24 protein-coding genes, 1 other RNA gene and 1 pseudogene are annotated in these 26,285 nt (G+C 55.6%); 13 read left to right on the top strand and 13 right to left on the bottom strand.

Annotated features, from left to right (window positions below; genetic code table 11):
* Nucleotides 1-66: 66 nt before the first annotated feature.
* Entirely contained in the window at nucleotides 67-693 is a 627-nt protein-coding gene (locus tag ABVF61_RS05145) for a LysE family translocator (protein ID WP_353992443.1), read from the bottom strand.
* An 85-nt stretch (nucleotides 694-778) separates the two neighbouring features.
* Between ABVF61_RS05145 and ABVF61_RS05140 the strand changes: the two genes are divergently transcribed.
* Complete coding sequence (locus tag ABVF61_RS05140) at nucleotides 779-1,537, top strand: extensin-like domain-containing protein (RefSeq protein WP_353992442.1); 759 nt, start codon at nucleotides 779-781, stop codon at nucleotides 1,535-1,537.
* On the opposite strand, the gene ABVF61_RS05135 is transcribed toward ABVF61_RS05140, so the two are convergent.
* The gene (locus ABVF61_RS05135) at nucleotides 1,531-2,016 is read right to left on the bottom strand and encodes a hypothetical protein (protein ID WP_353992441.1); all 486 of its coding nucleotides are present in this window, start codon (nucleotides 2,014-2,016) and stop codon (nucleotides 1,531-1,533) included. The genes ABVF61_RS05140 and ABVF61_RS05135 overlap by 7 nt on opposite strands.
* Nucleotides 2,017-2,421: 405 nt before the next feature.
* Nucleotides 2,422-2,850: a BA14K family protein gene (locus ABVF61_RS05130; protein ID WP_353992440.1), complete on the bottom strand. Its 429-nt coding sequence runs from the start codon at nucleotides 2,848-2,850 to the stop codon at nucleotides 2,422-2,424.
* Between the two features lie 173 nt (nucleotides 2,851-3,023).
* Between ABVF61_RS05130 and ABVF61_RS05125 the strand changes: the two genes are divergently transcribed.
* Nucleotides 3,024-3,800: a HugZ family pyridoxamine 5'-phosphate oxidase gene (locus ABVF61_RS05125; protein WP_353992439.1), complete on the top strand. Its 777-nt coding sequence runs from the start codon at nucleotides 3,024-3,026 to the stop codon at nucleotides 3,798-3,800.
* Nucleotides 3,801-4,128: 328 nt separating this feature from the next.
* Nucleotides 4,129-4,767 carry a DUF1062 domain-containing protein gene (locus tag ABVF61_RS05120; RefSeq protein ID WP_353992438.1) on the top strand — a complete coding sequence of 213 codons (639 nt, stop codon included), beginning with the start codon at nucleotides 4,129-4,131 and terminating at the stop codon, nucleotides 4,765-4,767.
* A 71-nt stretch (nucleotides 4,768-4,838) separates the two neighbouring features.
* Here ABVF61_RS05120 and ABVF61_RS05115 read toward each other — a convergent pair whose 3' ends face one another.
* Entirely contained in the window at nucleotides 4,839-8,423 is a 3,585-nt protein-coding gene (locus ABVF61_RS05115; protein ID WP_353993673.1) for a hydantoinase B/oxoprolinase family protein, read from the bottom strand.
* 172 nt (nucleotides 8,424-8,595) lie between these two features.
* The gene (locus tag ABVF61_RS05110) at nucleotides 8,596-10,071 is read right to left on the bottom strand and encodes a glycosyltransferase family 39 protein (RefSeq protein WP_353992437.1); all 1,476 of its coding nucleotides are present in this window, start codon (nucleotides 10,069-10,071) and stop codon (nucleotides 8,596-8,598) included.
* A gap of 237 nt (nucleotides 10,072-10,308) precedes the next feature.
* Between ABVF61_RS05110 and ABVF61_RS05105 the strand changes: the two genes are divergently transcribed.
* The 4 genes from ABVF61_RS05105 to arsH all read left to right on the top strand — a co-directional run bounded on the left by ABVF61_RS05105 (nucleotide 10,309) and on the right by arsH (nucleotide 12,333).
* A complete protein-coding gene (locus ABVF61_RS05105) occupies nucleotides 10,309-10,767 on the top strand; it encodes a winged helix DNA-binding protein (RefSeq protein ID WP_353993672.1) in 459 nt (152 codons plus the stop codon).
* A 65-nt stretch (nucleotides 10,768-10,832) separates the two neighbouring features.
* Entirely contained in the window at nucleotides 10,833-11,171 is a 339-nt protein-coding gene (locus tag ABVF61_RS05100; RefSeq protein ID WP_353992436.1) for an ArsR/SmtB family transcription factor, read from the top strand.
* A gap of 15 nt (nucleotides 11,172-11,186) precedes the next feature.
* Nucleotides 11,187-11,600 carry an arsenate reductase (glutaredoxin) gene (gene arsC / locus ABVF61_RS05095; RefSeq protein WP_353992435.1) on the top strand — a complete coding sequence of 138 codons (414 nt, stop codon included), beginning with the start codon at nucleotides 11,187-11,189 and terminating at the stop codon, nucleotides 11,598-11,600.
* The gene (arsH, locus tag ABVF61_RS05090; RefSeq protein WP_353992434.1) at nucleotides 11,593-12,333 is read left to right on the top strand and encodes an arsenical resistance protein ArsH; all 741 of its coding nucleotides are present in this window, start codon (nucleotides 11,593-11,595) and stop codon (nucleotides 12,331-12,333) included. The genes arsC and arsH overlap by 8 nt, the downstream gene beginning before the upstream one ends.
* A 54-nt stretch (nucleotides 12,334-12,387) precedes the next feature.
* Here arsH and ABVF61_RS05085 read toward each other — a convergent pair whose 3' ends face one another.
* Nucleotides 12,388-14,559: a putative bifunctional diguanylate cyclase/phosphodiesterase gene (locus tag ABVF61_RS05085; protein WP_353992433.1), complete on the bottom strand. Its 2,172-nt coding sequence runs from the start codon at nucleotides 14,557-14,559 to the stop codon at nucleotides 12,388-12,390.
* A gap of 266 nt (nucleotides 14,560-14,825) precedes the next feature.
* Here ABVF61_RS05085 and ABVF61_RS05080 point away from each other — a divergent pair, with 266 nt between their 5' ends.
* The 3 genes from ABVF61_RS05080 to ABVF61_RS05070 all read left to right on the top strand — a co-directional run bounded on the left by ABVF61_RS05080 (nucleotide 14,826) and on the right by ABVF61_RS05070 (nucleotide 17,319).
* The gene (locus ABVF61_RS05080) at nucleotides 14,826-15,518 is read left to right on the top strand and encodes a TerB family tellurite resistance protein (RefSeq protein WP_353992432.1); all 693 of its coding nucleotides are present in this window, start codon (nucleotides 14,826-14,828) and stop codon (nucleotides 15,516-15,518) included.
* Nucleotides 15,515-16,279: a peptidoglycan recognition protein family protein gene (locus ABVF61_RS05075; protein WP_353992431.1), complete on the top strand. Its 765-nt coding sequence runs from the start codon at nucleotides 15,515-15,517 to the stop codon at nucleotides 16,277-16,279. Before ABVF61_RS05080 ends, ABVF61_RS05075 begins: the two co-directional genes overlap by 4 nt.
* A gap of 485 nt (nucleotides 16,280-16,764) precedes the next feature.
* On the top strand, nucleotides 16,765-17,319 hold the full coding sequence (locus tag ABVF61_RS05070; RefSeq protein ID WP_353993671.1) for a lytic transglycosylase domain-containing protein: 555 nt from the start codon (nucleotides 16,765-16,767) through the stop codon (nucleotides 17,317-17,319).
* 111 nt (nucleotides 17,320-17,430) lie between these two features.
* Here ABVF61_RS05070 and ABVF61_RS05065 read toward each other — a convergent pair whose 3' ends face one another.
* Nucleotides 17,431-18,105, bottom strand: a complete 675-nt coding sequence (locus ABVF61_RS05065) for a pyridoxamine 5'-phosphate oxidase family protein (RefSeq protein ID WP_353992430.1) — start codon at nucleotides 18,103-18,105, stop codon at nucleotides 17,431-17,433.
* A gap of 80 nt (nucleotides 18,106-18,185) precedes the next feature.
* Here ABVF61_RS05065 and pdxR point away from each other — a divergent pair, with 80 nt between their 5' ends.
* On the top strand, nucleotides 18,186-19,667 hold the full coding sequence (gene pdxR / locus ABVF61_RS05060; RefSeq protein WP_353992429.1) for a MocR-like pyridoxine biosynthesis transcription factor PdxR: 1,482 nt from the start codon (nucleotides 18,186-18,188) through the stop codon (nucleotides 19,665-19,667).
* Here the strand turns inward: pdxR and ABVF61_RS05055 are convergent, their stop codons facing one another.
* The 4 genes from ABVF61_RS05055 to ABVF61_RS05040 form a co-directional block, all read right to left on the bottom strand.
* Nucleotides 19,668-20,318, bottom strand: a complete 651-nt coding sequence (locus ABVF61_RS05055) for a 3-oxoacid CoA-transferase subunit B (RefSeq protein WP_353992428.1) — start codon at nucleotides 20,316-20,318, stop codon at nucleotides 19,668-19,670.
* On the bottom strand, nucleotides 20,308-20,970 hold the full coding sequence (locus ABVF61_RS05050; protein WP_353992427.1) for a CoA transferase subunit A: 663 nt from the start codon (nucleotides 20,968-20,970) through the stop codon (nucleotides 20,308-20,310). Before ABVF61_RS05050 ends, ABVF61_RS05055 begins: the two co-directional genes overlap by 11 nt.
* Nucleotides 20,971-21,098: 128 nt before the next feature.
* Nucleotides 21,099-21,686, bottom strand: coding sequence for a TetR/AcrR family transcriptional regulator (locus ABVF61_RS05045; RefSeq protein WP_353992426.1), 588 nt, complete (start codon nucleotides 21,684-21,686; stop codon nucleotides 21,099-21,101).
* A 53-nt stretch (nucleotides 21,687-21,739) separates the two neighbouring features.
* The gene (locus ABVF61_RS05040; protein WP_353992425.1) at nucleotides 21,740-22,306 is read right to left on the bottom strand and encodes a carboxymuconolactone decarboxylase family protein; all 567 of its coding nucleotides are present in this window, start codon (nucleotides 22,304-22,306) and stop codon (nucleotides 21,740-21,742) included.
* 365 nt (nucleotides 22,307-22,671) lie between these two features.
* Here ABVF61_RS05040 and rnpB point away from each other — a divergent pair.
* Nucleotides 22,672-23,068, top strand: an RNA gene (gene rnpB / locus ABVF61_RS05035) — RNase P RNA component class A.
* Between the two features lie 6 nt (nucleotides 23,069-23,074).
* On the opposite strand, the gene ABVF61_RS05030 is transcribed toward rnpB, so the two are convergent.
* Complete coding sequence (locus ABVF61_RS05030) at nucleotides 23,075-24,562, bottom strand: flavin-containing monooxygenase (RefSeq protein WP_353992424.1); 1,488 nt, start codon at nucleotides 24,560-24,562, stop codon at nucleotides 23,075-23,077.
* Between the two features lie 31 nt (nucleotides 24,563-24,593).
* A pseudogene (locus ABVF61_RS05025) lies at nucleotides 24,594-25,040 on the bottom strand (cupin domain-containing protein).
* Between the two features lie 163 nt (nucleotides 25,041-25,203).
* Between ABVF61_RS05025 and ABVF61_RS05020 the strand changes: the two are divergent.
* On the top strand, nucleotides 25,204-26,199 hold the full coding sequence (locus ABVF61_RS05020) for an AraC-like ligand-binding domain-containing protein (RefSeq protein ID WP_353992423.1): 996 nt from the start codon (nucleotides 25,204-25,206) through the stop codon (nucleotides 26,197-26,199).
* The last annotated feature ends 86 nt before the right edge of the window (nucleotides 26,200-26,285 follow it).

The following is a 26,285-nucleotide window of genomic DNA, read 5'->3' as shown; positions in this document are numbered from 1 at the left end:
TTTCCTCGGTACTCAAAGCTCAAATTCGTAACACTGCGATTGATCCGCTGAGATGGACGAGCTGCCTCAGTTCGCTGACCTCTGTAGCGTAGCCGTCATCGCAGCAGCAGAAATCAGAAAACCGCCCCCGACCTTATTGACCAGACGCAAAAGGGATGGGTTTCTAAGCTTCTGTCCCACTGCGGCCGCTGCGTAGGCATAGATCGCGGCGTTTAGGATGCCGAGCACCACAAAGGTCGACCCGAGAAGGAAAAGCTGTGGTGCAACGGCAACCTGCGGCGCAATGAAATGCGGCAAAAACGCCATGAAGAAAATGATGCCCTTTGGGTTGAGCGAGGTTACGACGTATGCGTGCCAGAAGATCTTGCGGGGTGGGATGTCTTCCACTTCCTGAACCCCTAAAGGCCCCGGGCGGCTGCGCCACATCGTAATGCCCAGCCAGACAAGATATGCTGCGCCTACCCATTTCAGTGCCGTAAAAGCAGTTGCAGAGGCGGCAAGGATCGCTCCAAGGCCAAGAAGTGATGCTGTCGCCGCTGTTGCGTCGCCGAGACCGACACCCAGAACGCTGGCAAAGGCAGATTTGCGCCCCTGCGTCAGAGCGTAACTCACAACAAGCATGATCGTGGGCCCAGGAATTGCCAGCACGATGAGGGTTGCCACAATGTAGGCGGTATATAATTCAATTGTCATTACAAACGCTCGAAGCTCTAAGGTGGTGGGCAGTATGGCAGCAGTGATCCACAAATCGGGCGAAGCTGCAAGCGGCGAGGGATGAATGATTAAAACTGCAGTGGTTAGCCTGACACTAGTATTGGCTCAGCCAGTCTTTGCAGCGTCTTCCGAAGCAGCGGCCCCATTGCCAACGCCAAAACCGCTTGCAGCGTCTAACAGCTCGAACAGCGAAAAAACGAAATTACCTGCTCCAAAACCCGAGAAGGCGAAAAAACCAAAATCCGATGCGCTTGTGACGGCACATCCGGATTCTTGCGTTCTTGGAGAAACTGAATTCACTACCATTCCCGCAATTCGCGGCGAACACTCTGGTGATGCTGGTTGTGGCATTGAAGCCCCTGTTAAACTTACAGGCGTTGCATGGAACGAAAAGTCTGTTCAGTTCAAAAACGCAGTTACCGTTTCATGTGAGTTCGCGCAAGTTTACACCGCATGGCTGCGGCAAGACGTGATGCCATTGGCAGAAAAGCACTTCGATGGTGGACTTGAGACCGTAAGATCCGGACCCGGCTACCAGTGCCGCCGCCGTAACAATCAGCCAGGCGGCAAACTGTCCGAGCATGCGCTGGGCAAGGCAGTCGACATTTCCCATTTTCATATGCAGGACGGTACCAGTGTTTCGATTGAAAAGGACTGGGGCCAGAAAACGAAGCCGGGCCGCTTCCTTAAAGCGCTTCACAAGAGCGCCTGCAAACGGTTTACAACCGTTCTCAGCCCGGAAGGCGATGAGTTTCACAAATCACATCTGCACCTGGACATTGGATGTCATGGCAAGACCTGCACGTACCTGATTTGTCAGTGAACTTGAAAGTGGATGTGGTCGTCGTGACGCGCTGCAAAGCATCCCTGAAATCGGACTTTTCCAAATCTGACATCAAGAGACTCCCGGAGGTGGGGTTCAAGGAAAATTTTCTCAACGCGTGGATCACTCGCCAGCCAGGTAACTGCGGCTTTTGTTCGTTGCCGTTCCAGTTGATAGTCCGGCCAAAACGATTGAAGCCAAGAAAAATTCCATCGCATTGACCACTGTTTCTGCGGGCAAGATTCAAAGCCATCCTCAAAATCGAAATAGCCTATTGGTGACGCGGTTTTGCCTGGCAGATATCCATTTTCGTCGGAGTAATAGAAGGCCAGGTCCAGTTTGTTCCCATCGTCGTGTGACAAATGCGGCAACAGCGGAAATCCATCGAAAAATGGAAAGTTGCCATCCAGTCCAAGGGTGACAGTGCCCGGAAATCGTGTGGCAATATGCGTGGAAAGGTCTGTCGTAACGTCGCGCATCGCGCGTGAAACGTAATTCCGATTGAGAACGCAGTAGAGGCTCGATTGCAGTCTGAAAGCGTCGCTAGACCAGCAATTCAGGGCCACTCTTCCGAAGAACGGCGCAACAAAAACAGTTCCGGCTGTCAGAACCCCGTATACAAACAAGAAAGTCAGCAGCCGTCGTTTTGCCAGCAGGGAAATGAGCCAGGCCAAACCGCCGATCTGCGTGAGTATGGTCAAAGCTAGAAAAATGAGAAAATGAAGCGGGATGCGAAGCATTGCGCATCAAAACGCAACTCAGGTCGCGGCTGTCAATGTGTTGGCCGGGAGGGCGCACGATCCGTGAAAAAACGGCAGCAGGCGGAAAGTCAGTTCGGCTGACGGGTTGCCTGCTGCCCGAAGGTGCGGGGCGAACTCGGAAAGTTACTGGCAGAAACGCTGCTCGCCCCGATAGGTGGTGTAGGTGCCGGTCGACGGGTTAAAGGACCGGTATTTCGAAGAACAGTACTGATACCAGGCCGGGCTCCAGGGCTGATAGCCAACCGCTCCATGTACCTGTCCCGGGTAAGGTGCAGGCGGATAGTAGGATGCAGGTGGCGGCGGCGGTCCGGCATATGACGGCCTGTTTGTCGCTCCTAACAGGATGGCGCCGGCTGCAAGTCCGATAACGCCTGCTGCGACAGCTGCGCCGACATTGTCATTCTTTCTCTGGCGCTTGTGGTAATGGTGATGGTGGACGCCGTGATGGCCTTGCCAGCCGCGTTTCGGGCCGGCCTCGGCGGTTGCAATTGTCGGTACCAACAAGGCGCCGGACAAGGCGACGGCAATCAGGCGTTTGCTCACGTTTTTCATCGATCTTTCTCCAAGTGCCTGCGCCTTCTCGTTCGGCGCCGTAGCTGATAGTGAGACAATCGCACGGTGGCCCTGAACCGGTTCTGATGTGGCCGTTCATCTTGCGTTCAGGTTTGCACTGTGGTGTTTCTTGCACCGGAGGGAGGCATCGGCTTCCAAAGCAGGAGATCAGCGTGAGCACGCAGGACCAAAATGGCCAGGAGCCTAAATCCGTCATTCGTCCGACGGATGACGAAGCACGCCGGATGGCGAAAAACCTGATCCGAACGGCGCGTTTTGGCGCACTTGCTGCCATTGAAGCAGGCTCCGGCCATCCGCTTGCCAGCCGCGTCGCGCTGGCCACGGATCTTGACGGGACGCCGTTGATTTTGACGAGCACGCTGTCAGGTCACACTTCGGCAATTCTTGAGTCACCTGCGTGTTCTCTGCTTGTTGGAGAGCCTGGTAAGGGAGATCCGCTGGCGCATCCAAGAACAACTCTCTTTTGCAAGGCCAATCAGATTTCAAGGGAAAGCGATACGCATCACCGCTTGAGACGACGCTATCTCGCACGCCACCCGAAAGCCGAGCTCTATGTTGACTTCGGCGACTTCGCATTTTTCAGGCTCGAACTTGAGCGCGCGAGCCTCAATGGAGGCTTCGGCAAGGCTTTCGCATTACAGCGCTCAGATCTTCTGACGGATTTGGGCGACGGGGACGGGTGGCTCGAAATGGAAGGTGGCGCCGTTGCCCACATGAATGAAGATCATGGCGACGCCGTAAAACTCTACGCCGAAGTCCTATGCAAGGCTGGCACCGCGAACTGGCGCCTTGCAGGGCTGGACCCAGAGGGCCTGGACCTTGTCGCTGGAGACCGAACTGAGCGTCTTTGGTTCTCGCAAGCCCTGGCCGATCCTCGACAACTTCGCCCTATCCTCGTTGAACTCGCTCAGGAAGCCCGCGCACAGTGATCGAAGACGGACATTTTGGATCACAAAATACCAAGTTGCCTTGTATCGAATGAGACGATCGGTTACATAACTCCACCGTTTTGAACTGGATTTTTGCTTTGCCTACACTCTGACCGGTCTGCGTATCCGCTTCGCGCTTTAGTGCGTGTTTGATTTGTTCGTCATGAGGCGGATCGGGACCGGTGTGGCTTGGCCTTACCGTATTGCACTTCCGATACGCCCGACATCTTAGCTATCTCAAAAAGCCAGACTGAATGCTGCCGGCTTCTGCTGCTCATGCATCCCGATTGCCCGTTGACGGACTTCCTTTCACAGGAAGACCGACGGAATGTCATCTCACTTTCAATTTGAATGGACGGTTCTGATTGCCGAAACTCCTCATCTTTTGCGTCCTTGCGGTCGCTGCGGCTCGATCCAGGCTTTTGCGTCGACCGGCAAATTTCGTTTGAACGCGAATGGAAACCGGTTGGATGCCTGGCTTATCTATGCGTGTCTGGCTTGCGGCAGGCGCTGGAACAGGGCTTTTTTGCAAAGGCAGGCGACTGGCAGCATCTCACAGCCGCTTCTTTTGTCGCTGCAAGAAAACGATGCGACGCTCGCACGTGAAGTGGCCTTTGTTCCCCCAGACAAATCGGCTGGCGCGGTCTTGGGTGGCAACCCAGATTTCATAATTGAAAAACGGGTTCTCGCTCATCGAGGCTTGGAATGCGGGTCTGCACACCTCACAATCAAAAATCCGTCCGGTGTTTCTGTCCGGCTGGATAGGCTGTTGGCAGCGGGGCTAACACTTTCGAGATCGCAGGTTCAGTCTTTAGTGGCCGCGGGAGCAATAGTGTTGGCCCATGGTTCCCGGAAGGGATTGAAACAAGCGGTCCAGCAACAGGTCGCAATCACTCTCCTGCCTGCGGCTCACCAGTCCATACCGGGTCTCTATTGCAGATTGTCGGGTGAAATCCTCTCCAGCTGAGGCAAGGCGACACCTTGACCGGCCAATTGTGCCGGTCAAGGTTTGAGGCAAATTCGGGTTCAGGGAGCGTCTTAAGGTGCTCGCCAACCACCTGCCGTTGGAGTCACGACCGTGACGGCTTCTCCAGGTTCAAGAACGGTTTGATCGCACCCACTCAGAACTTCCACAGACCCGTCCAAGCGGCGCACTTCCGTGCGGCCGAGTTCTCCGTTGCTGCCGCCAGCCAGACCTTTGGGATTGAGCGTCCGGTGCGATGAGAGGATCGCGCAATCCATTTTCTCCAGGAACCTGACCGTTCGTTTGGTGCCATCACCTGCCGACCACTTCCCTATACCGCCAGAATTCTTCCTGATGTGAAAGTCCTCTAACAGGACTGGAAAACGGAATTCCAGAACTTCCGGATCGGTAAGGCGGGAATTCGTCATGTGCGTGTGGACACCGTCAGTCCCGTTGAAGCCGGGTCCTGCGGGCGAGCCGGAGCAGATTGTTTCATAATATTGATAGGTGTCGTTTCCGAACGTGAGGTTGTTCATTGTCCCCTGGGCGTTCGCCATTGCGCCAAGGGCGGCGAAAACCGCGTTCGTAACGTGCTGTGATGTTTCAACGTTGCCGGCAACGACCGCAGCTGGATACGAAGGCCTAAGCATGCAATCGTCGGGTATCACGATGTGAATGGGTTTCAGGCAGCCCGCGTTCATGGGTATGTCGCCGTCGACCATAACCCGGAAACAATACAGGATCGCAGCCCGGGTAACCGGCTCCGGCGCATTGAAGTTGTTCTGCTGGACTGGGGACGTGCCCGTAAAGTCTACCGTGGCTTCGCGTTTGGTCTTGTCGACGGTGATCTTGACTTTGATGGTCGAGCCTTGATCCGTCGGGTAGGCGTATTCGGAATCCTTAAGCGCTTCTATGACGCGGCGAACGCTTTCTTCGGCGTTGTCCTGAACGTGACCCATATAGGCCTGCACCACTTCGAGCCCGAAATGCGCTACCATCTTTCTCAGTTCCTGGATGCCCTTTTCATTGGCGGCAATCTGTGCGGACAGATCGGCAACATTCTGATGCGGGTTCCGCGCAGGGTAGGGATGATCGGTCAAAAGCTCGATCAGTTCCTGTTCACAGAACCGGCCCTCGTCAACAATTTTGAAGTTGTCAAAGAGCACACCTTCCTCATCCACATTAGTGGCGCGTGGCGTCATCGAACCGGGTGCAGATCCACCGACATCAGCGTGGTGACCGCGCGATGCCGACCAGAAGAGAATGTCTTTGCCCTCGTCATCGAAGACCGGCGAGACAACGGTGATATCTGGCAAATGGGTGCCGCCGTTATAGGGCGCGTTCAGTGCGAAGACGTCGCCCGGTTTGATCTTCCCCATGTTGAGTTTGATGATCGTTTCCACCGACCTGTCCATCGATCCAAGGTGGACGGGCATATGGGGAGCGTTGGCAACCAGAGCGCCATTTGCGTCAAACACCGCACAGGAAAAGTCGAGACGTTCCTTGATGTTGACCGAGTAGGCGGTGTTCTGCAGTGTGACACCCATCTGTTCCGCGATGGACATGAACAGATTGTTGAACACTTCCAGCATGACAGGGTCCGCGTGAGTGCCGATCGCGCCAGCGCGTTTTAGCGGTACGACCCTCCTAAGGATGACGTGGTCCTTTGCGTTGATTTCCGCTTGCCAGCCGTCTTCCACGGCGATAGTGGCGTGAGACTCAATGATCACCGCAGGGCCGCTCACCTTCATGCCAGGCTTCAGTGTTTCTCTCTTGTAGATGTCAGCGTCGTGCCACGTTCCTTCCGAATAAATCCGGGTCGTGGTGGCAGCCAATGCATTTTCCGTGAAGAGATCAAGATCCGGCTCAACAAGGCCGGCACCTCCGCCTGCGGTTTCCACTTCAAGCGCTTCAACGACTATTGGTTTGTTGTCGTATGCAAAGCCAAACTGTTTCTTGTGAGCATCTTCAAACATGGCCCGCATGACCTCAACGCTGTCGAGGTGGACCGGCAAGGGCGTATCTGTGCCGTCATAGCGCAAATGCGCAGTGGCAACTGTCCTGCGCTCATCAGACGCGATTTTCTGCTGTTGGAGCTCTGCCTCGGTGACTGCCGCCAGTTGATCCTTAAGCGCATGGAGTTCCGGCATCAGGGCCTCGTTCAATACCTTGACGACGGCCTGCTGTCTGTCTGCCCGAATATCGGCAAGTCCCATGCCGTATGCCGACAAAATGCCTGAGAACGGGTGTAGAATTACGGTTTTCATGCCGAGACTGTCAGCAACGCGGCATCCGGTCTGGCCCCCGGCACCGCCAAAACAGGTCAGAGCGTATTCGGTCACGTCATAACCGCGCTGCACCGAAATCTTCTTGATCGCATTCGCCATGTTCTCGACCGCGATCTTCAAGAACCCGTCTGCAACTTCTTCCGGGGAGCGGCCGTCGCCTATTTCCTCGGCGAGGTCCGCAAATTTCTGTCGGACGACGTCGCCATCAAGTGGCTGGTCCTGGTTCGGGCCGAAGATTTTCGGGAAGAACTCCGGCGCGAGCTTGCCGGTCATCAGATTGGCATCGGTGACGGTAAGCGGACCGCCGCGCCGGTAGCAGGCCGGTCCGGGATTGGCGCCAGCCGAGTCGGGTCCGGCCTGGAAGCGGCCGTCCGTGTAGTGAAGGATCGAGCCACCGCCGGCCGCAACCGTGTGGATCATCATCATTGGCGCCCGCATGCGTACACCGGCAACTTCTGTCTCGAACGCGCGTTCATACTCACCGTCGAAGTGGCACACATCGGTCGAGGTTCCGCCCATGTCGAAGCCGATGATCTTTTCGAACCCTGCCATGCGGGACGTTTCCACGGCTCCAACGACACCACCGGCCGGACCGGAGAGGATCGCATCCTTGCCCTGAAACAGGTCGGCGGCCGTCAATCCACCTGAAGATTGCATGAACATCAGCCTCGGGCCTGCACCCAGTTCCTCTTGAACCTGGTCGACATAGCGGCGAAGTATTGGCGAAAGGTAAGCGTCGACGATTGTGGTGTCACCGCGTCCGACGAGCTTCATAAGCGGCGAAACCTCGTGGGACACCGAAATCTGCGGGAACCCGATATCTTCCGCGATTGTCTTCAGCGTCTGTTCGTGCGCCGGATAGGCATAAGAGTGCATCAGCACGATTGCGATGGAGCGAACACCATCGTCCCATGCAGCTTGCATCATGCCGCGTGCATCGGCCTCCTTAAAGGCAATCTCTACGGTACCGTCGGCCCGGACACGTTCCGGAATTTCATGAACACTTTCGTAGAGAAGCTCCGGCTTTATGATTTCCTTGGCGAAAATTTTCGGGCGCGCCTGATAACCTATTTCCAGTGCGTCCCGAAATCCCCTGGTGATGAACAGCGCCGTACGCTCGCCTTTGCGTTCCAGCAGCGCATTGGTCGCAACAGTCGTTCCCATCTTCACTGTCGCAATTTTTTCCGACGGAATAGGCTCGCCGCGCTCGACGCCAAGGATTTCACGTATCCCCTGAATGGCAGCATCCCGATACGCTTCCGGGTTTTCCGACAGCACCTTGTGTGGATGGAGCGTGCCATCGGGAGCGCGCCCGACGATGTCCGTGAATGTACCGCCACGGTCGATCCAAAAATCCCACTTGGACGTCATGTCTATCCCCTCTTCAGCCGCAAAATGAGCGAATTCATTGGACGCGAGCCATGCCTGGCGCGTTTCCTGATTCAACATTGACATTTTATCGATAAATTGTCGATGAAAAAATTCAGTTCACCCGCCTCTTGCAGGATCCACCGTCCTTCGGAGCAACAATGCAAACGATGTTTTAGCGCCAGTTTTGTTGCACTTCGCCAGAATTCAGGAGTGTCAGACCACTTGCTCCCCAGCCGAACACCTGTGCGGCAGTCTCGTTTTCTCCATCGAAAAACAGCGCTTTGGCTGCGGCTGTTTCTTCTTCGTTGCTGTGAACCAGCAACAGCCACGTCTTTCCGGAACGCTCTGTTTTTGTGAGCACGCTTAGTTCTTCGACGTCTTCCACCGCCTCGAACCCGCCCTTGCCGCGCAAATAGTAAGATAAGACAGGGGCTGAAAAGCCTTTGTAGAGAAGTAATCTGTCCCCGGGCGCACGGTTTTCCTTGAAGAAAGTTGTGATTGTGCGCCATTCAGGCCGGATCTTGTTGGTCAGCGTAAAGCTCAATTGCGGATATGTCAGATAGACGGCGGCACCAATCAGTGCGATGGATGCGGTCCGCGGGGCGAGGCGAGTTGCGCCCATAGCAGCAAGGACGATTAATCCTGGCCAGGCTGCGATCAGATACCGGTCGAACAGGATCGGTTGGAGCAAGATGGAATACAGATAGGCGAGCAGCGGCGGCCCAAGGGTGTAGGCAAAGCACACGAGAACCGCTTGCTTGTTTAACGCCGGGTTGAGCTGCTCTGAAATCGGTTTGAAGAATGAGAGCGCAGCCCCTAGCAAACCAAGGCCGGCGAGCAGCCAGAACAATACAATTGACCCCGACAGGCTGAAAACGAGTGTTTCAAGGAACTGAAGGTTCGGATAGGCAATCCAGAAGCCTTCGTCTGCGACCGATCGGGCGCGCTGAAAAAGAAGATAAAGCCAGGGCAAAAACAATACGACACTGCCCCCCATCGCGAGCGATGCGACAAACGCGTTGGACGTGAACGGCTTTCGTGTCTTGTGAACCTCAACCAGCGCCACGATCCCACAAACTGCGCCGACGCTTGCAAATCCAAACAGTGCATAAATGTGACTGTAAAGAAAGCCAGCCCCGGTGAAAACGAGCGCGGCGAACCAGCGTCGGGAAGGCCTTTGCAGCACTTTCAAGGTGGCCAGCAGGAACGCAAGGCCACAAGCTGCAAGCAGCGCATACATGCGGGCTTCCGTAGAATACCAAATGTGGAGCGGTGAAACGGCAAGCAAGGCTGCCGCGAGTAGCCCGGTCTCCCGCCCTTGTAGAAGCTTGCCGACAAGATAAACGAGCCCGACAGCAATCAGACCGAGCGCTGCAGACGGCAATCTGAGAGCCGTTTCACTGTCTCCAATAACGGGTATTGTCAACCACAAGACAATGTTGTGCAGAGGTGGATAATTGTCAGAGGCCACCAGCGTTAGCAACTCGGTGAGGGTGCCATTGGACTGGCTCCAGGAAGCAGCTTCGTCATACCAAAGGCTCGTTCGATCGAGATCGTAAAAGCGCACGACAGCTGCTATCAACAAAACAAGCGTGAGCAGGATGGCAGTGGCATTTTCTGTCAGATAGTGTTTTTCTGCGCGCTGCACGCCAGCTTGTCCTTCAAATTTTCGAGGCAGTGAACGCTAGACAATCCAGGCGCTTGATGGAAGAACATCTTTGACGTGGTCGAGGTTAATCTGTTCATTGCTAAGTGATTGATGAGTTTCGATGATACCTAGTTCGAGGCGAAACGCTTGAGTGAGAAAGCCCCCCCTAAAACCACCTCAGATGCCAAGGCCGGGATCGGCCCCGTCGTATCGGCCGCACATCTTGCCTCCGGCGCAATGCCGGCCCTTTCGGAAATAGAGTTTGCCGTTACGATGATGGTCAACGCCTATCACCGCTGGATGGTGCGCTGTATGGCGGCGAGCGGATCTGAGGGACTAGGGCCGCTGGATGTGCTTGTCTTGCATTCGGTCAACCACAGGGACCGGGCGAAAACGCTTTCAGATATTTGCCTGGTTCTGAACATCGAAGACACCCACACAGTGACTTACGCTTTGAAAAAGCTGGAGAAGGCCGGGCTCATCAAGTCCGGGCGCCGGGGCAAGGAAAGAACCGCGGAAATTACGGGTTCGGGTGAAAAGGCCTGTCTGGAATACAAGCATTTGCGCGAAGCCTTGCTGGTTGAGCCAATGAAGGCTCTGGGGCTCGATGAAACGGAACTTTCGCGCCTTGCGGCCACATTGAGACTGGTCTCAGGAAATTACGATCAGGCTGCACGTGCGGCGGCCGCAATGTAGGTTTTTGGACGCTTGAACAGTCTTTTGTGCGTTGCAAACTACAAAAATTCTTGTAGTATCGAAATATGAAACAGGAAACTGCAGTCTCTGCCTTGGGAGCGCTCGCGCAGGAGGACCGGCTTGCAGCCTTCCGGCTTCTCGTAAGCCATGGGCCGCTCGGCCTGCCATCAGGTGTGATCGCGGACAAACTGAGCGTCCAGCCGACACGGATGTCCTTTCATCTGACCACCTTGGAGCGCGCCGGGTTGCTGACGGCCCAAAGGGAAGGCAGGCATATCCGGTATGCAGTCGATTTCGGGCAAATGAACACTCTGCTGACTTTCCTGATGGAGGATTGTTGCGGCAACAATCCTGCTATTTGCGGGTTTCCCGAAAGAGACACAAACACCCAACCAAAGCCCTGAAATCCTGGGAAAGTTATGACCATCACGATTTACCACAACCCGAAATGCGGCACGTCCCGAAACACGCTTGCAATGATCCGCGAAGCCGGCGTCGAGCCCGAAGTTATCGAATATCTGAAAACACCGCCCAGCCGGGACAAGCTGGTGGAGCTGATTGCACTCATGGGTATTTCTGTCCGTGATCTGCTGCGCAAGAAAGGCACGCCATATGACGAACTTGAGCTTGGCGAAGACAAATGGACGGACGATCAACTGATCGATTTTATGATGGAGCATCCGATCCTGATCAATCGGCCGATCGTTGTCAGCGACAAGGGTGTCCGTCTTTGCCGGCCCTCTGAAAAGGTGATGGATCTGTTGCCGGCGGATATTGGTTCATTCAAAAAAGAAGATGGCGAGGTGGTGACGTCCGGGGCATCGAATGACTGATACTGAAAGGCTTCTTTCTGATCTTCCGAATGTTTCCGGTGAAGACTATTCGAACGTTTCCGAAACGCAATTGGCTGCTGCCGAGCCCATCACTCACGCGCCGCGCATATTGCTGCTCTACGGATCGTTGCGGGAGCGGTCCTACAGCCGCTTTTTGGCGCTCGAGGCTGAGCGGTTACTCAAGACATTCGGCGCGGAAACGCGGGTGTTCAATCCAGCCGGCTTGCCGTTGCCCGACGATGCCGACACAAGCCATCCCAAGGTTGCTGAACTGCGAGACCTCTGCGCCTGGTCGGAAGCCCAGGTATGGTGCTCACCCGAACGTCACGGTGCGATGACAGGTGTCATGAAGTCGCAAATCGACTGGATACCTTTAAGCACCGGCGCAATCCGGCCAACACAGGGCAAGACCCTGGCCTTGATGCAGGTTTCCGGAGGCTCGCAATCCTTCAATGCGGTCAACCAAATGCGGATCCTTGGGCGATGGATGCGCATGGTGACGATCCCGAACCAGTCCTCGGTGCCCAAAGCCTATCTGGAGTTTGACGATGAGGGCAGAATGAAACCTTCACCGCTCTATGACCGTGTCGTCGACGTCGTTGAAGAGCTGATGAAGTTCACGCTGATGATACGAGGCCGCTCGGATTACCTGGTTGATCGTTACTCGGAGCGGAAGTCGGCACGCGAGAAGCAAAATGCCGCCGCTTTGGCAGCTCAAGATGCAGTTGCGTGATGATCTTTTTGCTTGATAAACGCCGCCTTTGGCGATGCGTAACCAAACGGTCGGTCAACCGGTAACGCTATCGCTTTTTTCTACCGCCGTTGCTTCCGCTGCCGACAATGAGGCCACTTGCGCAAGCTTTGGTGAAAGCTTGATCTTGGGCTTCAGCTTTCCCTGTTCGCGTTTTTGCGGGAACCAGAAACCGCCCGACGAGTTATGCGGAAAGACGGGGTAGTCGGCCTCATGCCGTTCAACGGTGTCCGGCTTGCCGAACATGAAGCCTTGCACGAGGTCGCAACCTGCAGCACTCAGAAGCACGGCCTGCTCTTCCGTTTCGACCCCTTCCGCGGTGATCGTCACGTTCAACGAGCGGCCGAGCCCCACAATAGACGTTACGATTGCGTCCGTACTGGTATCCTTGCCGAGATTTTGTACAAAAGTCTGGTCGATCTTGATTTTGTCAAACGGGAAAAGGCTGAGATAGCTGAGTGAAGAGTATCCCGTGCCGAAATCGTCCATTGCGATCGACACACCCATTTCATGGATTTGCCGCAGGGTTTCAATCACGGCTTCGGTGTTTGAAATCAGAAGACTTTCGGTAATCTCGATCTCAAGACGGCTTGGGTCCAGGCCAGAGTTCTGAAGGGCCTGGGCAACCCGTTTTTGCGTCTCGCCCGCGACGAACTGGGCGGCCGAAACGTTGACGGCCACGCGGCGGCTCTGATCTTCCCAGAGCATTGCCTCACGGCAGGCGTTGTTCAAAACCCACGTCCCGATGTCATCGATCAGGCCGCAGTCTTCGGCGATCGGAATGAAGAGATCGGGCCTGATTTCACCCTTGGCAGGATGTTCCCAGCGCACAAGCGCCTCGTAGCCGCGCAAAGTTCCGTCGCGAAGGGTATATTGCGGCTGATAAACGAGTTTGAACTGGTCCAGCTTGAGAGCTTTGACCAACCCGTTTTCAACTTCTTTGCGTTTCTGTGCCTCTGCGTCGAGGCCGGGCGTGTACCACGAGAACGTCGAACGTCCGCTGTGCTTGGCGTTGTAAAGTGCAAGATCAGCGCAATGTAAAAGCCTTGAAACGCGCCACGACCCGTCCGTTGCGCGCGCAAGCCCGATGGAGAGCGACAATTTGATTTCTCTTCCATCAATGATGCACGGGGCCGCGGTGGCAGCAATCATGTCGGTTGCAAGGCGCGTCATGCGCGCCGGATCTGAAACGGAAGTGAGCAGGACTGCGAATTCATCGCCAGACAGGCGTGCTACCAGGTGTTTGTGAAAGACGGTCTGCAGGCGTTCACCGACGATCTGCAGGAAGACATCACCAATGCCGTGGCCGTGTGTATCGTTGATTTCCTTGAATTTGTCGACGTCGATCAGCATTACGCCGACATTTGATGCCTTCGCCTGTGCATGACGAAGGGCTTCAGCCAAACGCGCATTGAAAACAGCGCGATTTGGCAGACCTGTCAACGTGTCGTGGTGGGCGAGATATTGAATATTGCTGTTGGTGCGAACCTGATCATAGAATCTCAGCCAAAGCAGGATTGCAGCAAAAGCAAACGATATCAGGCACAGCACGCTGATCGATGCACTGATTGACCAAATCAGCCCCGACAGGCTTTCCAGAATTTCCGACTGCGTTACGAGCAAAACGACGCTGGGCGCAAGGGCCTGCGATGTTCCCGGATTGTAAACGACAACGGCCGTCGAACCGAAAGCGCCAAACCAGGTCATGTCGGGTATGACAGACAAAGTCGCGTTCGAATTGAACGCGGCCCAGGCTTGGTTCAACGCTCTTACGGAAGAAAGCCTTTTTGTCGAAAGCCAGTTGATTTTCGCGAAGTCCGGCAGGCTTGGGTCCTGCTCAACAGCCTGTGGCGGGAATACAACGGCTGTATCGAGGATCGTGGAATCCGCATACTGATGCTTCAGGACAGTGTGAAGTTCAGCCATCAGTTTTGGTGAGACGGCAGGACCCGCATCAGTTGTCAGCGGAAGTGACAAGCGCAGCCCCTGGAGTTCGCTCGCTGGCTCTTTGACCATTGGAACCGCGTAGGATTTCAATATGTCCTGGATACTGGCTTGCTGATGAACGTAGTCCTGTTCGAGAGCGCCTACCAGCAGCCAATGCGTCAGCAGGCGATTGCTCACGTAGACGCCGAGCGCAAGTATCAGAACCAGCGTCATCGAAATGAAGAATATGACAATGTTGCTTCTTACGAGTGGGATCGCCATCCGGCTCGGTACCGTTCTTCAAACACGTGTCATACAATCCTAAGCAGAAATCCTTTAACCATCATGAATATCGGGAAATTGTGCGAGGCATTTGTAACTGACGTTCCGCTGAGTAAAAATCGAACGTAATTTCAGGAATGTGCGTTTCCTGGAAGGCCGGTTCTAGTCAAAAGTAGTGACTGCCGATAAGAGTCTTTGGAAACATCGATTCGCGTTGAAACCTGGAGGCGGATCGAAACGGGTTTTGGCCACAGCAGGAGCTGTTATTGAGCGTCTGGAGCAGTATCGGCAGCATTGTCAGCGCGATCGGAACGGGTGGCGCGCACGTGGTCGACAGGCTTGTCCAACTCGTTCTGGCACGGCCGGAGGGGACAAGAAGCGTCGGTTTTACCGTGGCGATGATTGCTCTGTCAGCCAAGATGGCCAAGGCCGACGGTGTTGTCACGACTGACGAGATCATTGCATTCCGTGAACTTTTCGAAGTTCCGCCCAACGAAGAGCGCAACGTTTCCAGGCTATTCAATCTGGCTCAGGAAGACGTCGCGGGGTTTGAAGTCTATGCCAAGAAACTTGCCGATCTCTTCCCTTATGATCGCAAGACCTTGCTCGATATCCTCGACGGTTTATTCCACATCGCGAAAGCTGACGGGGTCGTTCACGAAAGTGAAATTGGTTATCTTTCGAGGGTGGCGGCGTTATTCGGACTGGACGAGCGGGAATTTTCCAAAGTCCTTGCAAGACATGTGCGAAACGATGGCAATCCCTACGAAGTGCTCGGATTGGGACCAGAGGCGAGCGACGCGGATTTGAAAGCTCAGTACCGGCGCGAAGTTCAGGAAACGCATCCTGACCGGCTCATTGCACGGGGCGTGCCGGAAGAGTTCGTGCGGATCGCGAACGACCGGCTGGCGGCGCTTAATAATGCCTGGGCCAAGATCTGTGCGGAAAGAGGCATATGAGTGTTGCAACTGACACGAGCGTAAAGGCGACTGTCCATCCCTCACCGAACCATGGTGAAAGGTCTCAAGGCGCGCCCATTGACATGCTTGTACTTCATTACACGGGAATGAAGTCCGCCGAAGACGCCGTACAGAGATTGTGCGATCCCCGAACGGAGGTCTCAGCACACTATCTGGTTCACGAAGATGGTGCCATTTTGCAGTGCGTACCCGAAGTCAGACGGGCATGGCACGCCGGGCGCAGCTTCTGGAAAGGCGAGAAAGACATCAATTCCCGCTCCATAGGAGTGGAAATTGTCAACCCGGGTCATGAATTCGGGTACAGGGCCTTTCCGGACGCACAGATCGAAGCATTGGTGCCGTTGCTGCACGACATCTGCCAGCGCCACAATATTCTGCCGTGGATGGTGCTTGCACATTCCGACATTGCGCCGGACCGCAAGGAGGATCCGGGCGAACTGTTTCCATGGGATGATCTTTCTGCAGCGGGCGTCGGTCTTTATGTCGAGCCGCATCCGATCGTTGCCGGACTGCTTATGCAGGAAGGCGACACTGGGCAACCGGTGGAAGCGCTGCAATCCATGCTTGGTCTTTACGGCTACGATATCGACATCAACGGTGTTTTCGATACGAAGACGAAACACGTGGTCACGGCATTTCAGCGACATTTCAGGCAGGACAAGGTCGATGGGGTCGCAGATCACTCGACGATTGAAACGCTCAATTCCCTCTTGCGCAAACTCCCTTCATTTTCCGTCTAGAGCTTGCCGAAGCCGACTTTGAGGCTTGTTTTGCTCTTTTGCGGCGCAGCATTATTGGGGCTCTCTTTTTGCACTGCGTCACATATGTTCTTGCGATTGTCGGGAATTTGCCGAAAATCGGACGCCGTTTTGTCACAAAGCGTCAGAACCGACAGATTCAGGCCCGAATTATCGGTAAATTGCTGTTATAATTTGAAATAAAACGTGATTGGACTGCGCTAAATTTCGTCTCACCCGTCCTGCATTTCTCCGCCCCGATTTCAACCGCAACGAAAACCAAAAGGGCTGGACGAATGTTACGGTCATTTACAAAACTCACTGGGGCGCTTTGTCTTTTCGCCTTCGCAACATCATCCGTCGCACCGATCGCGATGGCGGCGAGCTCGGGTGCAGATCCAATTCTGCACGTCATTGATCCGGACAAGGTGAAAAAGGACTCAGAGGCTCTCGCGTCGAGAGAGCAGGTCGGTTCAGGCTCTGACCCCATTTTGCACGTCATAGAGCCAAAGACGGAAAAAACGCCGGGCAAGACAGCCAAATCAACCGCTTCCAAAAAGAAAAAGACGGCGGCCAAGGCGAGCGTCAACGCGAAAACCAAGCAAGCTGCCAAATCGAAGGCGCAGTCGTCGTCGAAAACCGTTCAGGCCCGGAAGTCACCGGCGAAACAGGCCGAATTTGCCAGATTGATCCGCAAGGCGGCAGCAAGGCACGGGGTTCCGGTACAGATCGCCAAGGCCGTTGTTGAAATTGAAAGTAACTTCAACCCGAGGGCGCGCGGGCGCGCAGGCGAAGTCGGTCTGATGCAGATCAAGCCTGCTACGGCACGCGGGATCGGTTACCGCGGCTCCACCAAGGCACTCTATGATCCCGAAACCAACATCGAATGGGGCATGAAGTACCTGGCGGGTGCTCACCAGAAAGCCAATGGCGATCTCTGCGGTACGATCTTGCGCTATAACGCCGGTCACTATGCCAAGCGCATGAATCCCGTGAGCCGTCGCTACTGTAGCAAGGTCAAGCGGATCATGGCATCCAGCTGATTGCGTGACATGGCGGTCACATATCGTCCGGTATGCAGGTCAGCCGGATTTAGGATGAGAAGTAAAACCCCGCTGCTTTGACAGCGGGGTTTTGTTTGAGTTGACCGTTTCTCAGGCAAATTTCCGTCTGGCGGCTGGGACAGACTCCGGTACCGGGGTCTCGTCAGGAACGTCATAGGCGTTGAACGGCTGGCCCAACGCCGTCGTGATCGGTACAACACCGGCCCAAAGATCTGTTCCCAGATCCATTTTGTCGTCTACCGGTCCACCGGTTCTCACCTTTGTGCTCGCGTGCTCAATATCCAGCACAAGAACGCCTGTTGCCTTGTGTTCCTTTGGTATCATGTCCCGGCACTCGTCCCAGCGGCCTGGCAGCAGATGATCTGTTATCGCCGCGAGTGCTTCGATCTGTTCATCGTGGTCTTCGACAAGGCGCGCAGTACCGTGCACAATCACACAGCGGTAATTCATCGAATGGTGGAAGGCCGAACGGGCAACCACCAGGCCGTCAAGAAGCGTGACGGTCAGGCTGGCTGGAACGCCGTTTGCATTATCCTTGACGATCCGAGTGGTGCTTGCGCCGTGGATATAAAGACGGTCGTCGATCCGGGCATAGGCCATCGGAATCACCATAGGCCGGTCTTCGTGGATGAAACCGCAATGGGCGACCATACCTGAATCCAGGATCTCATAGGCAAGCGCGCGGTCGTAACTTCCCCTGTTCATCTGGCGGATCTTGGCGTAACCCGGCTTGTCTGCAGTCTGACGCTTTTCCAGTGTCGACATTGGATTCTCCAATAAAGTAAGACTTGTCCCGACCGGTTTCTCCGATAAACTGGACTTATGAAAGATCCGGTTTTTAAAAAATGAAAGAACCAGTTATTCCGGAAGGTGTCCTTACGCTGGACCGTTCGGAGCAAATTCCGCTCGCTGAACAGATTTATCGCGGTTTCCGCGCTGCGGTCCGGGCAGGACTTCTCACGTCCGGGACCAGACTCCCGTCCACGCGGCGGCTCGCGGCGTCCCTCAGCGTGGCGCGAAACACGGTGAATGCCGCTTATGATCTCCTGCAAGCCGAAGGTATCATTTCCGTCAAGGCGGGCGCTGCGCCGCGGGTGACCGAAGATCTGCCGCCGGAAGGGAGCCTTGCGACGCTTGGGTCACCTTCCGGTTCCCTGAGCCTGTCCAAGCGCGGTGAGCGGATGTCGCAAAATGTGCGCGGCGAAGGATGGGCATACGGGCAGGGCGCGCTTCAGCCAGGCGCGCCGGCATTGGACAGCTTTCCCTATGAAGAATGGGCGAGGTGTCTGCGCCGTGCCGCCCGGATGGAACGAAGTCCCGATCTTCAATATCAGAATTATTCAGGTGTTCCCGCGCTAAGGGCGGAACTCGCCCGGCATGTTGCCGCCGAACGCGGTGTTCGGTGTCAACCGGAGCAGGTCCTTGTCACCAGCTCGATGCAGGCCAGCCTGTCGCTTTTGTCCCTGGCCCTTTCCGAACCAGGCGATGACGCGTGGTTGGAGGAGCCGGGCTACCTGGGCGCCCGCACCGCATTTGAAGTGGCCGGCTTGAATGTTCGGCCGCTCCCGGTTGATCACTTCGGTGCGGATGCTGAACGCATGCCAGTGTCCTGCCAGCCTCCGAAACTCATTTACGTGACACCGTCACATCAGTATCCACTGGGAAACAGGATGCCGCTGCGGCGCCGTTTGTCGCTTCTGGAAGTCACAAGTGCAAGCGGTGCCGTCATCCTTGAAGATGACTATGACAGCGAATTTCTTTTTTCCGGCCGACCCGTCGCCGCGCTTTACGGCCTCGCGGATGAAGGCCAGGTCATTTATCTCGGCACGTTTTCAAAGAGCCTGATGCCGGGGCTTCGCCTGGCCTACTGCGTCGTTCCGTCGAAATTGATTGAGCCTTTGGAGCAACTCATGCGCAACATGGGGTGTGCAGCCAGCGTGCAGGTTCAGCTCGCGCTGGCCAGTTTCATGGACAGCGGCGCATACCAGAAACACATTAAACACATCCGGAGAGTTTACGAAGAGCGCGGCACTCTGCTTGTCCGAACGCTCATGGAGCGGCTCGACAATCGCATCGAAGTAGAGCCTCCGAGTGGAAACGTTCAGGTGGCAGCATTGTTTCGAGAACCGGTTAACGATATTGCGCTCGCAGTTGCGATGCAGAAACACGGATTTGCCGTTTCTCCCTTGAGCAACTGTTATCAAATGGAAGCCGGCCGTTCCGGGCTGATTATCGGGTTTGCCGATGCGAGCGCCGAACAGATAAGCGAGGGTGTGGAGCGCCTGGGGACACTGCTTGATGAGGGTGGCTTCACGCCGCCTGCATGATCAAAGGCGCATTTTGGGCACATCGCCGCGCACAATCAGATTAGCTTCCGTGGCCGAAAGGATTTCGTCGACCGTGGTATCCGGTCCGGTTTCTTTCAGCAAAAGCCCGTCAGCGGTTGGCTCAATGACTGCCATTTCCGTCACAACAAGGCTCACCCTGCGCTGGGCTGTCAGAGGCAAGCTGCACTCATGCAGGATCTTCGGTTTGCCCTTTGCGGTGTGAACCATCGCAACGATCACATGGCGTGCACCGGCGACAAGGTCCATCGCCCCTCCCATTCCGGGCACCATTTTGCCCGGCACCATCCAGTTTGCGAGATAGCCGCGCTCATCGACCTGCAATCCGCCCAGGACCGTCATGTCGAGGTGTCCACCGCGGATCAGACCGAAGCTCATGGCGCTATCGATCGATGCAGCGCCTGGAACTGCGGTGACGAAACCGCCGCCGGCGTCTGTCAGATCCGGATCTTCCATGCCTTCCGGCGGTCGGGCACCTAAGCCGATGACCCCGTTTTCAGCCTGGAAAAAGACGTGAACTTCCTTTGGCAGATAATTGGCGACCATCGAGGGCAACCCGATACCGAGGTTGACCAGCGTGTCGGGCTTTATTTCCTGGGCAACACGGCGTGCAATGATTTCCTTAGCTTCCATCGGGCTGTCTCTCCAGAAGGTGATCGACCAGAACGCCGGGTGTTTTCACGCTGTCGGGCGAAATCACTCCGATAGGTACAATGGTGTGCGGTTCCGCAATGACGGTCTTACCGGCCAGAGCCATGATCGGATTGAAATTGTGGGCGGTCAGAGAATATTCAAGATTGCCCACGTAGTCCGCCTGATGGGCTGCGATCAGGGCAAAGTCGCCATGGATCGGTTCCTCAAGCAAAAAGCGCTGGTCATTGACCGTCACAATCTGCTTGCCTTCTTCAACCAGTGTACCCAGACCGGTTGGTGTCAGGATGCCGCCAAGTCCGACGCCCGCAGCCCGTATTCTTTCCACGAGCGTTCCTTGTGGCACCAGGTCGACATTTATTTCGCCCGAGATCATTTTCTGCTGGGTTTCGGGGTTGAGGCCAATATGAGAGGCGATCACCTTGGAAAGGCATCCGGCGGTAATGAGCTTGCCGATACCCTTGCCGGGCATCGCGGTGTCGTTTGCGACAACCGTCAGATTTCTTGCCCCGCGTTCCACAATGGCATCGATCAGCCGATGAGGCGAGCCAACGCCCATGAAGCCGCCAATGAGCAGTGTCGAGCCATCCGGAATGAGCTCGGCGGCATCTCCTGCCTTGATCGCCTGTTTCATGAGAGCGTCCCTGCAATTCATTCGGTCCTTGTGACGTTAACCTCTGAATTGCCTTATGAAAAATGAAGATTGTGCGAAGACGTATTTCTACTCAGGTGCGCCCTTAACGCGTGAACAGGGGCAGGCGTTCAGCTCAGGCCAGCCTCAACGCATTTCGCCGAATAATCCGCTGCCGCGAGAATTTTTTCCCGGTTCTGCCCGTTGCGTGCCAGCGCATTGAGCCCGAGCAGGCAGGACAGCGTAAACGCGCTGATCGAATGCGCACGTTCCGGCCCCATATCGGAGTCCTGCCGGGTCAGCGTGTCGAATATGCGAGTTTCCAATCTTTTCATGCGTCCTCGCACCGCAAGGGCGTCATGACCCGACTCGCTGAATTTCAAAGAAGACGAAGACGTGAGCAGGAGACAGCCGCGCGGCGTGTTCTGCGTCATGAACATGCCGACATGGCGGATCAGTTGTGCGACGGCTTTCAGCGGGTCTCTTTCCGTCTCGAGTGAGCGTAGACCGAGTTCCGTCGCTTCCCGCCAGTATTTTTCCAGAACAAGTTCAAATACATCGTCCTTGCATCCGAAGGCGGCATAAAAACTGCCGCGTTTGATCCCTGCTGCGTCTTGCAGGTCATCCACCGAAGTTCCGAGGTAGCCCTTCGTCCAAAAGACATCAACGAACGCGTCTACAGCCTTGTCCATGTCAAATGATTTTGGCCGTCCTGCCATCTTCCCTCATCTGCAAGAGGCTCTGGCGACCTGGTCGCCAGAGCCTGGCGTGCTTACTCTGCAGCGGCAGCTGACGGTTTCCAGTCGAACTTCTGGAAAGGCGCGTCAACCGGCGTGTCTGCCAGGTGGTTTACATAATTTGACATGACTTTCTGCGCGAGGCCAAGAACGATGTCGAGGACTTGGCGTTTCGTGTAGCCTGCTGCAAGAAACGCATCTACGTCCGCGTCGGAAACAACACCGCGCTGGCGGACTACTTTCAGCGTAAACTGGCGCAGAGCCTCCAGTTTGTCGTCTTCAAGCGGCGCAGCATTTCTTAGGCTTTCGATAACGCCTTCATTGACCTTTTGCATATGGGCGATCGCTGTATGCGCCGGGACACAATAGTGGCAACCGTGCTCAACGTTGATCGTCATCCAGACAACGGTTTGCTCGGCAACAGATAGGCTGGTCTGCTGAAAGAGCTCGTGAAGCTTCTGGTAGGCTTCCAGATGTTGCGGGGACTCCGCCATAACGGCGTGGAGGTTCGGGATCATGCCGAAGGCTTTCAGGGAGTTGTCCAGAAGCGGGCGGCTATCGTCAGGTGCGGTTTCCTGGGTATGAAGCGTGAAGTCGGTCATTTGAATCTCCTGTTTAAGCGCCAGGCGCCAACTGCGCCGTTCACCGGCAACCGCTATGTGGGTATTCTGTACTGGATAGTCAAAAATTAAATCGAGTTCTGAATTCCCGGAATTCCGGGGCTTTTGAGAGTGTTCAATCAAACGTGAATGAGAAGCTCAGGGACACTTGCTCCAGAAACATCCGAACGGCGCGTCACGAGATGACGCCTTGCCACCTTCGAAGTCAGACCCGTTTGAAAATGAAGCAGCAAACAAGTTGCACTTTGACTTGGTTCGCTGTGAGAGTTGGCATACAAGCAAGAAGTTCTTGTTTTGCCTTTGCATTTGCTTGACCTCCAGTGGAAAGCCACTTAAGTCCGCTAGCGCCAGTCGGTCGGACAGCCGCTGCCGCACGTGCCGAAAGGCCGCGGGGGAGGAAAGTCCGGGCTCCATGGAAACACGGTGCCGGGTAACACCCGGCGAGGGCGACCTCAGGGAAAGTGCCACAGAAAGCAAACCGCCCCGGCGCGCCGGGGTAAGGGTGAAAGGGTGGGGTAAGAGCCCACCGCGCCTCTGGCAACAGCGGCGGCACGGTAAACCCCACCGGGAGCAAGACCGAATAGGGACAACGCGGCCCGGAAGCAATTCCAGGCCAGGCCGGTTTCCAGGCCAGTTGTCCGGGTTGGTTGCGAGAGGCCCCTGGCAACAGGTGTCCCAGATGAATGGCTGTCGCGTCCGCATAGGCGGGCCATACAGAACCCGGCTTACAGGCCGGCTGGCATTACTTTCTCATTCCGCTGCGTATTGCGGTGCGCTGGCCAGAAACGCGCCGTAGGCGTCAGCGTTTGGATAGGAAAACTGCTCGGCGAGCGGGTTTGACCGTTTTGTCTTGGCAGCCCCCATATCCGACAGCAACTCATCGAAATGGCGGAAATGGAAGGGAGCAGAACACAGGCCTCCATAAACCTTGGCGGCGGGACGTTCATTGCGGCGCCACTCAAGCATTTCCTCGATGTTCTTGGTCATCTCAGTTTCGGTAGGCTGGTTCGCCAGCTTGCCATCGGCATATCGAACGAGCCAGTTCGCGATCATCTCCGCCGACAGGACCGTGCAGAAACTGGAGTTGAAGCCGACAAATCCCATGTCAGGCAGATCCGGGTTCACCGCCAGCCGGTAGACGCGGTACTGACCGTCAGGCTCTATGAGTTTGTCCTGGTATTCCTGTGCGAGATAGGGAACGCCGAGTTTCCAGCCAACCGCGAGGATCGACAGGTCGCAGGGCACTTTCTCGCCATTTGTCAGGACGACATGGTCCTCTTCATATCGGTCAAATGTCCCTCTGACAGGTTTGATTGTTCCGTCCTTGAAGCCTTCGAAGAGGCCGGGGGTGACTATGGGGAGTGAACAGGAGGCGTCTTTTTCGATCGGTCCGTCTGGCACCATGTCCCATTTTTTCAGGCCGAGTTGAAGTTTGAGCAAGGTTTCGAGGCCGCGGAAGTTGGCCCAGATCAGAGGCTTGAAGGCGGTAAAGAGGGCTTTGCCGAGGGGCGATCGTCCCCAGCCGTTGAACTGATCTTCCTGCGCGCGCATGTAAAGCAGCCGTTTGAAATTGATGCCACCGACAAAGTACGGCACACGCCAGACGGGTTCCCGATAAACCAGCGTGACTGACTTTGCCCCGTTGGCAGCGGCATTGACGGCTATGTCGGTCGCGGATTTCGATCCGCCCAACACGACGACGTTCTTGCCATTCACCGCTGCCGGATCTGTGTATTCCGAACTGTGAATGACCTTTCCCCCTCCGGTTTCGAACACTTCCTGCCCGGGGTGCGTAAGGATGTTCTTGTCGGAGAACTGTCCGGTGCAAACGGCGACAAAATCAAAGTCCTGAGTCCGTGGCGCACCGCCGGCCTTGAGCGTGAGCGTCCAACCGGGCTGACCGTCCTTTCTGCGATCCATGGCAAGGACATTCGTATTCAGTTGAAACAGTCTCGCCAGTTTGTGCTTGTTCGCATAGGCATGAAGATAAGCGTGAACCTGTGGTCCCTTCGGCCATTCGGGATAGTCGTCGGGCATGGCAAGATCGGTGTACCGATATAGATCCTTCGGCGACTGTGTCTGTACGCCGGGATAGGATCGGGACAGCTCCCAAACACCGCCAAAATCATGACTTCGCTCAAAGCCGAACACCCGGTGACCGCGTTCATCGAAGGCCTTTGCCGCGGCAAGACCGCTCACACCGCCGCCGATGATTGCGACGTTTTTGCGTTTCGTCATCTCGGTTTCCTCCTATAGCTCGCGGACCTGCTCAAGCCTGATCCGGCGGCGGGAGGAAGTCGACCTCGTGCAGAGCGGACAATCTGACCAGCTCCTGCGGATCGGTAACTCAGTTGAGGGCACCAAAGAGGTCGAAAAGCTTGCGTGCCGGCGCGACGCCAAAGACACAGGTTGCAGTCTTGCCGGACCGGTTGAAGATGCCATGCGCCTCGCCCATCGGCATGCGCACCGTGTCGCCGGCCTTTGCCATATGCGTCTCGCCGCCCATTTCAATCTGCAATTCTCCATCCAGCATGACGATCCATTCGTCCTGCGTCGGGTGGATATGCGGTGGCACAAACGTTTCGGCCGGAACGACGGCGTGCCAGATGAAGGCATTGGCACTATGGACCTTGGGCGTATAGGTCTGCCCGACAACGTTCCAGCTGACGCTGTCCAAGCCCGAGTCCGTGGGTGTGATGCCAGGTCCGCTTTGCATTTTGTTCCCCTCCATTTTGCAATGTGTTGGCAGGAAAATGCTAAACGGCGCCCCCCGGATCGTTTTATCCAGATTGCGAAAAATTCTGACCTACAGCAGCGATATGTAGCGAATACGCCCGCATTTGCTTGAACGAATTGCCTGCTGGCGGCATGATTTTGACATGCTCAATGCCGCGCCCAGACCTCCGTTGCGTGATTTCCGGTGCTTTGAAACGTCTGACGTCGACGAAGCGCGGGAGATTGTTGCACGCAACTTTTGCAGCCACCGGCTGGACCGAATGTCTTCAGGGGATCGCTTCGACGCCTGCCAAAACAGGGTCGACGGCAACCGACTTTCCCTGAACTACATTCGTTATTGTGCCGATGTAACCATCGATCCCGGAGAATTGTCGGACTTCTTTCTGATCCAGATACCGGTAGCAGGTGCAGCCGAGGTCCGAAACGGCACGCGATCTGTCTGGTCGACCACATCAATGGGTGTGATTCTGAATCCGGACCGGAACACCAAGATGCGCTGGTATGCCGGATGCGAGCAGGTGTTGCTGCAGATCGAGAAGTCCTACATCTTCGAAATTGCTGCCCGGATGACAGGTGTCGAGATCAACACCGTTCGATTTCTACCCGGCCTCAATTTGAAAGATGCGCCAATCGCCACGTGGACAAAATGCCTGCGCGGCGTGTTTGGTGCGGCCGAAACCGGGGAAGCTTTCGCGGAGCCAAGGCACTTGCGGCAGCGGCATTTGGAAGAGGCTCTGGTCTCATCATTGCTTGAGGTGCAGCCAAGCACGGTGTCTCATTTTTTCGCGGACGTGCCAACGGGGGCTGCGCCCGCGATCCTGAAACGAGCGCTGCACCTGATCAACGAACGGTTTGATCAGGGTCTTAGTCTTCTCGACATCTGTGCGTATGCCGGGACGACACCCCGCAATCTGCAGATCCTGTTCAAGCGGGAACTTGGGTGCAGCCCAATGGAAAAGCTGCAGGATGTTCGTTTGGATTTCGCAAGGCACCTGTTGTTGTCCGAAGGCAGCAATCTCTCGGTCGCAGAAGTCGCCGAAAGATCCGGACACCGGCATGCGGGGCGGTTCTCTCTTGCCTACAAGGCACGTTTTGGAGAGCCGCCACGAACAACCTTGCGATCGGGTCTGTTTGACTAAGTTGTTTTTACAGGCGTACTTTCTGCAAAATACAACTCGCTTCGAATTTCTCAATAAAATATGGAAGAAATTTTAATCTCAAGTGT

The organism is Roseibium sp. HPY-6 (genome assembly GCF_040530035.1).
In the GTDB taxonomy this organism is placed as follows: Bacteria; Pseudomonadota; Alphaproteobacteria; order Rhizobiales; family Stappiaceae; genus Roseibium.
This window is presented reverse-complemented; position numbering and strand designations above follow the sequence as displayed.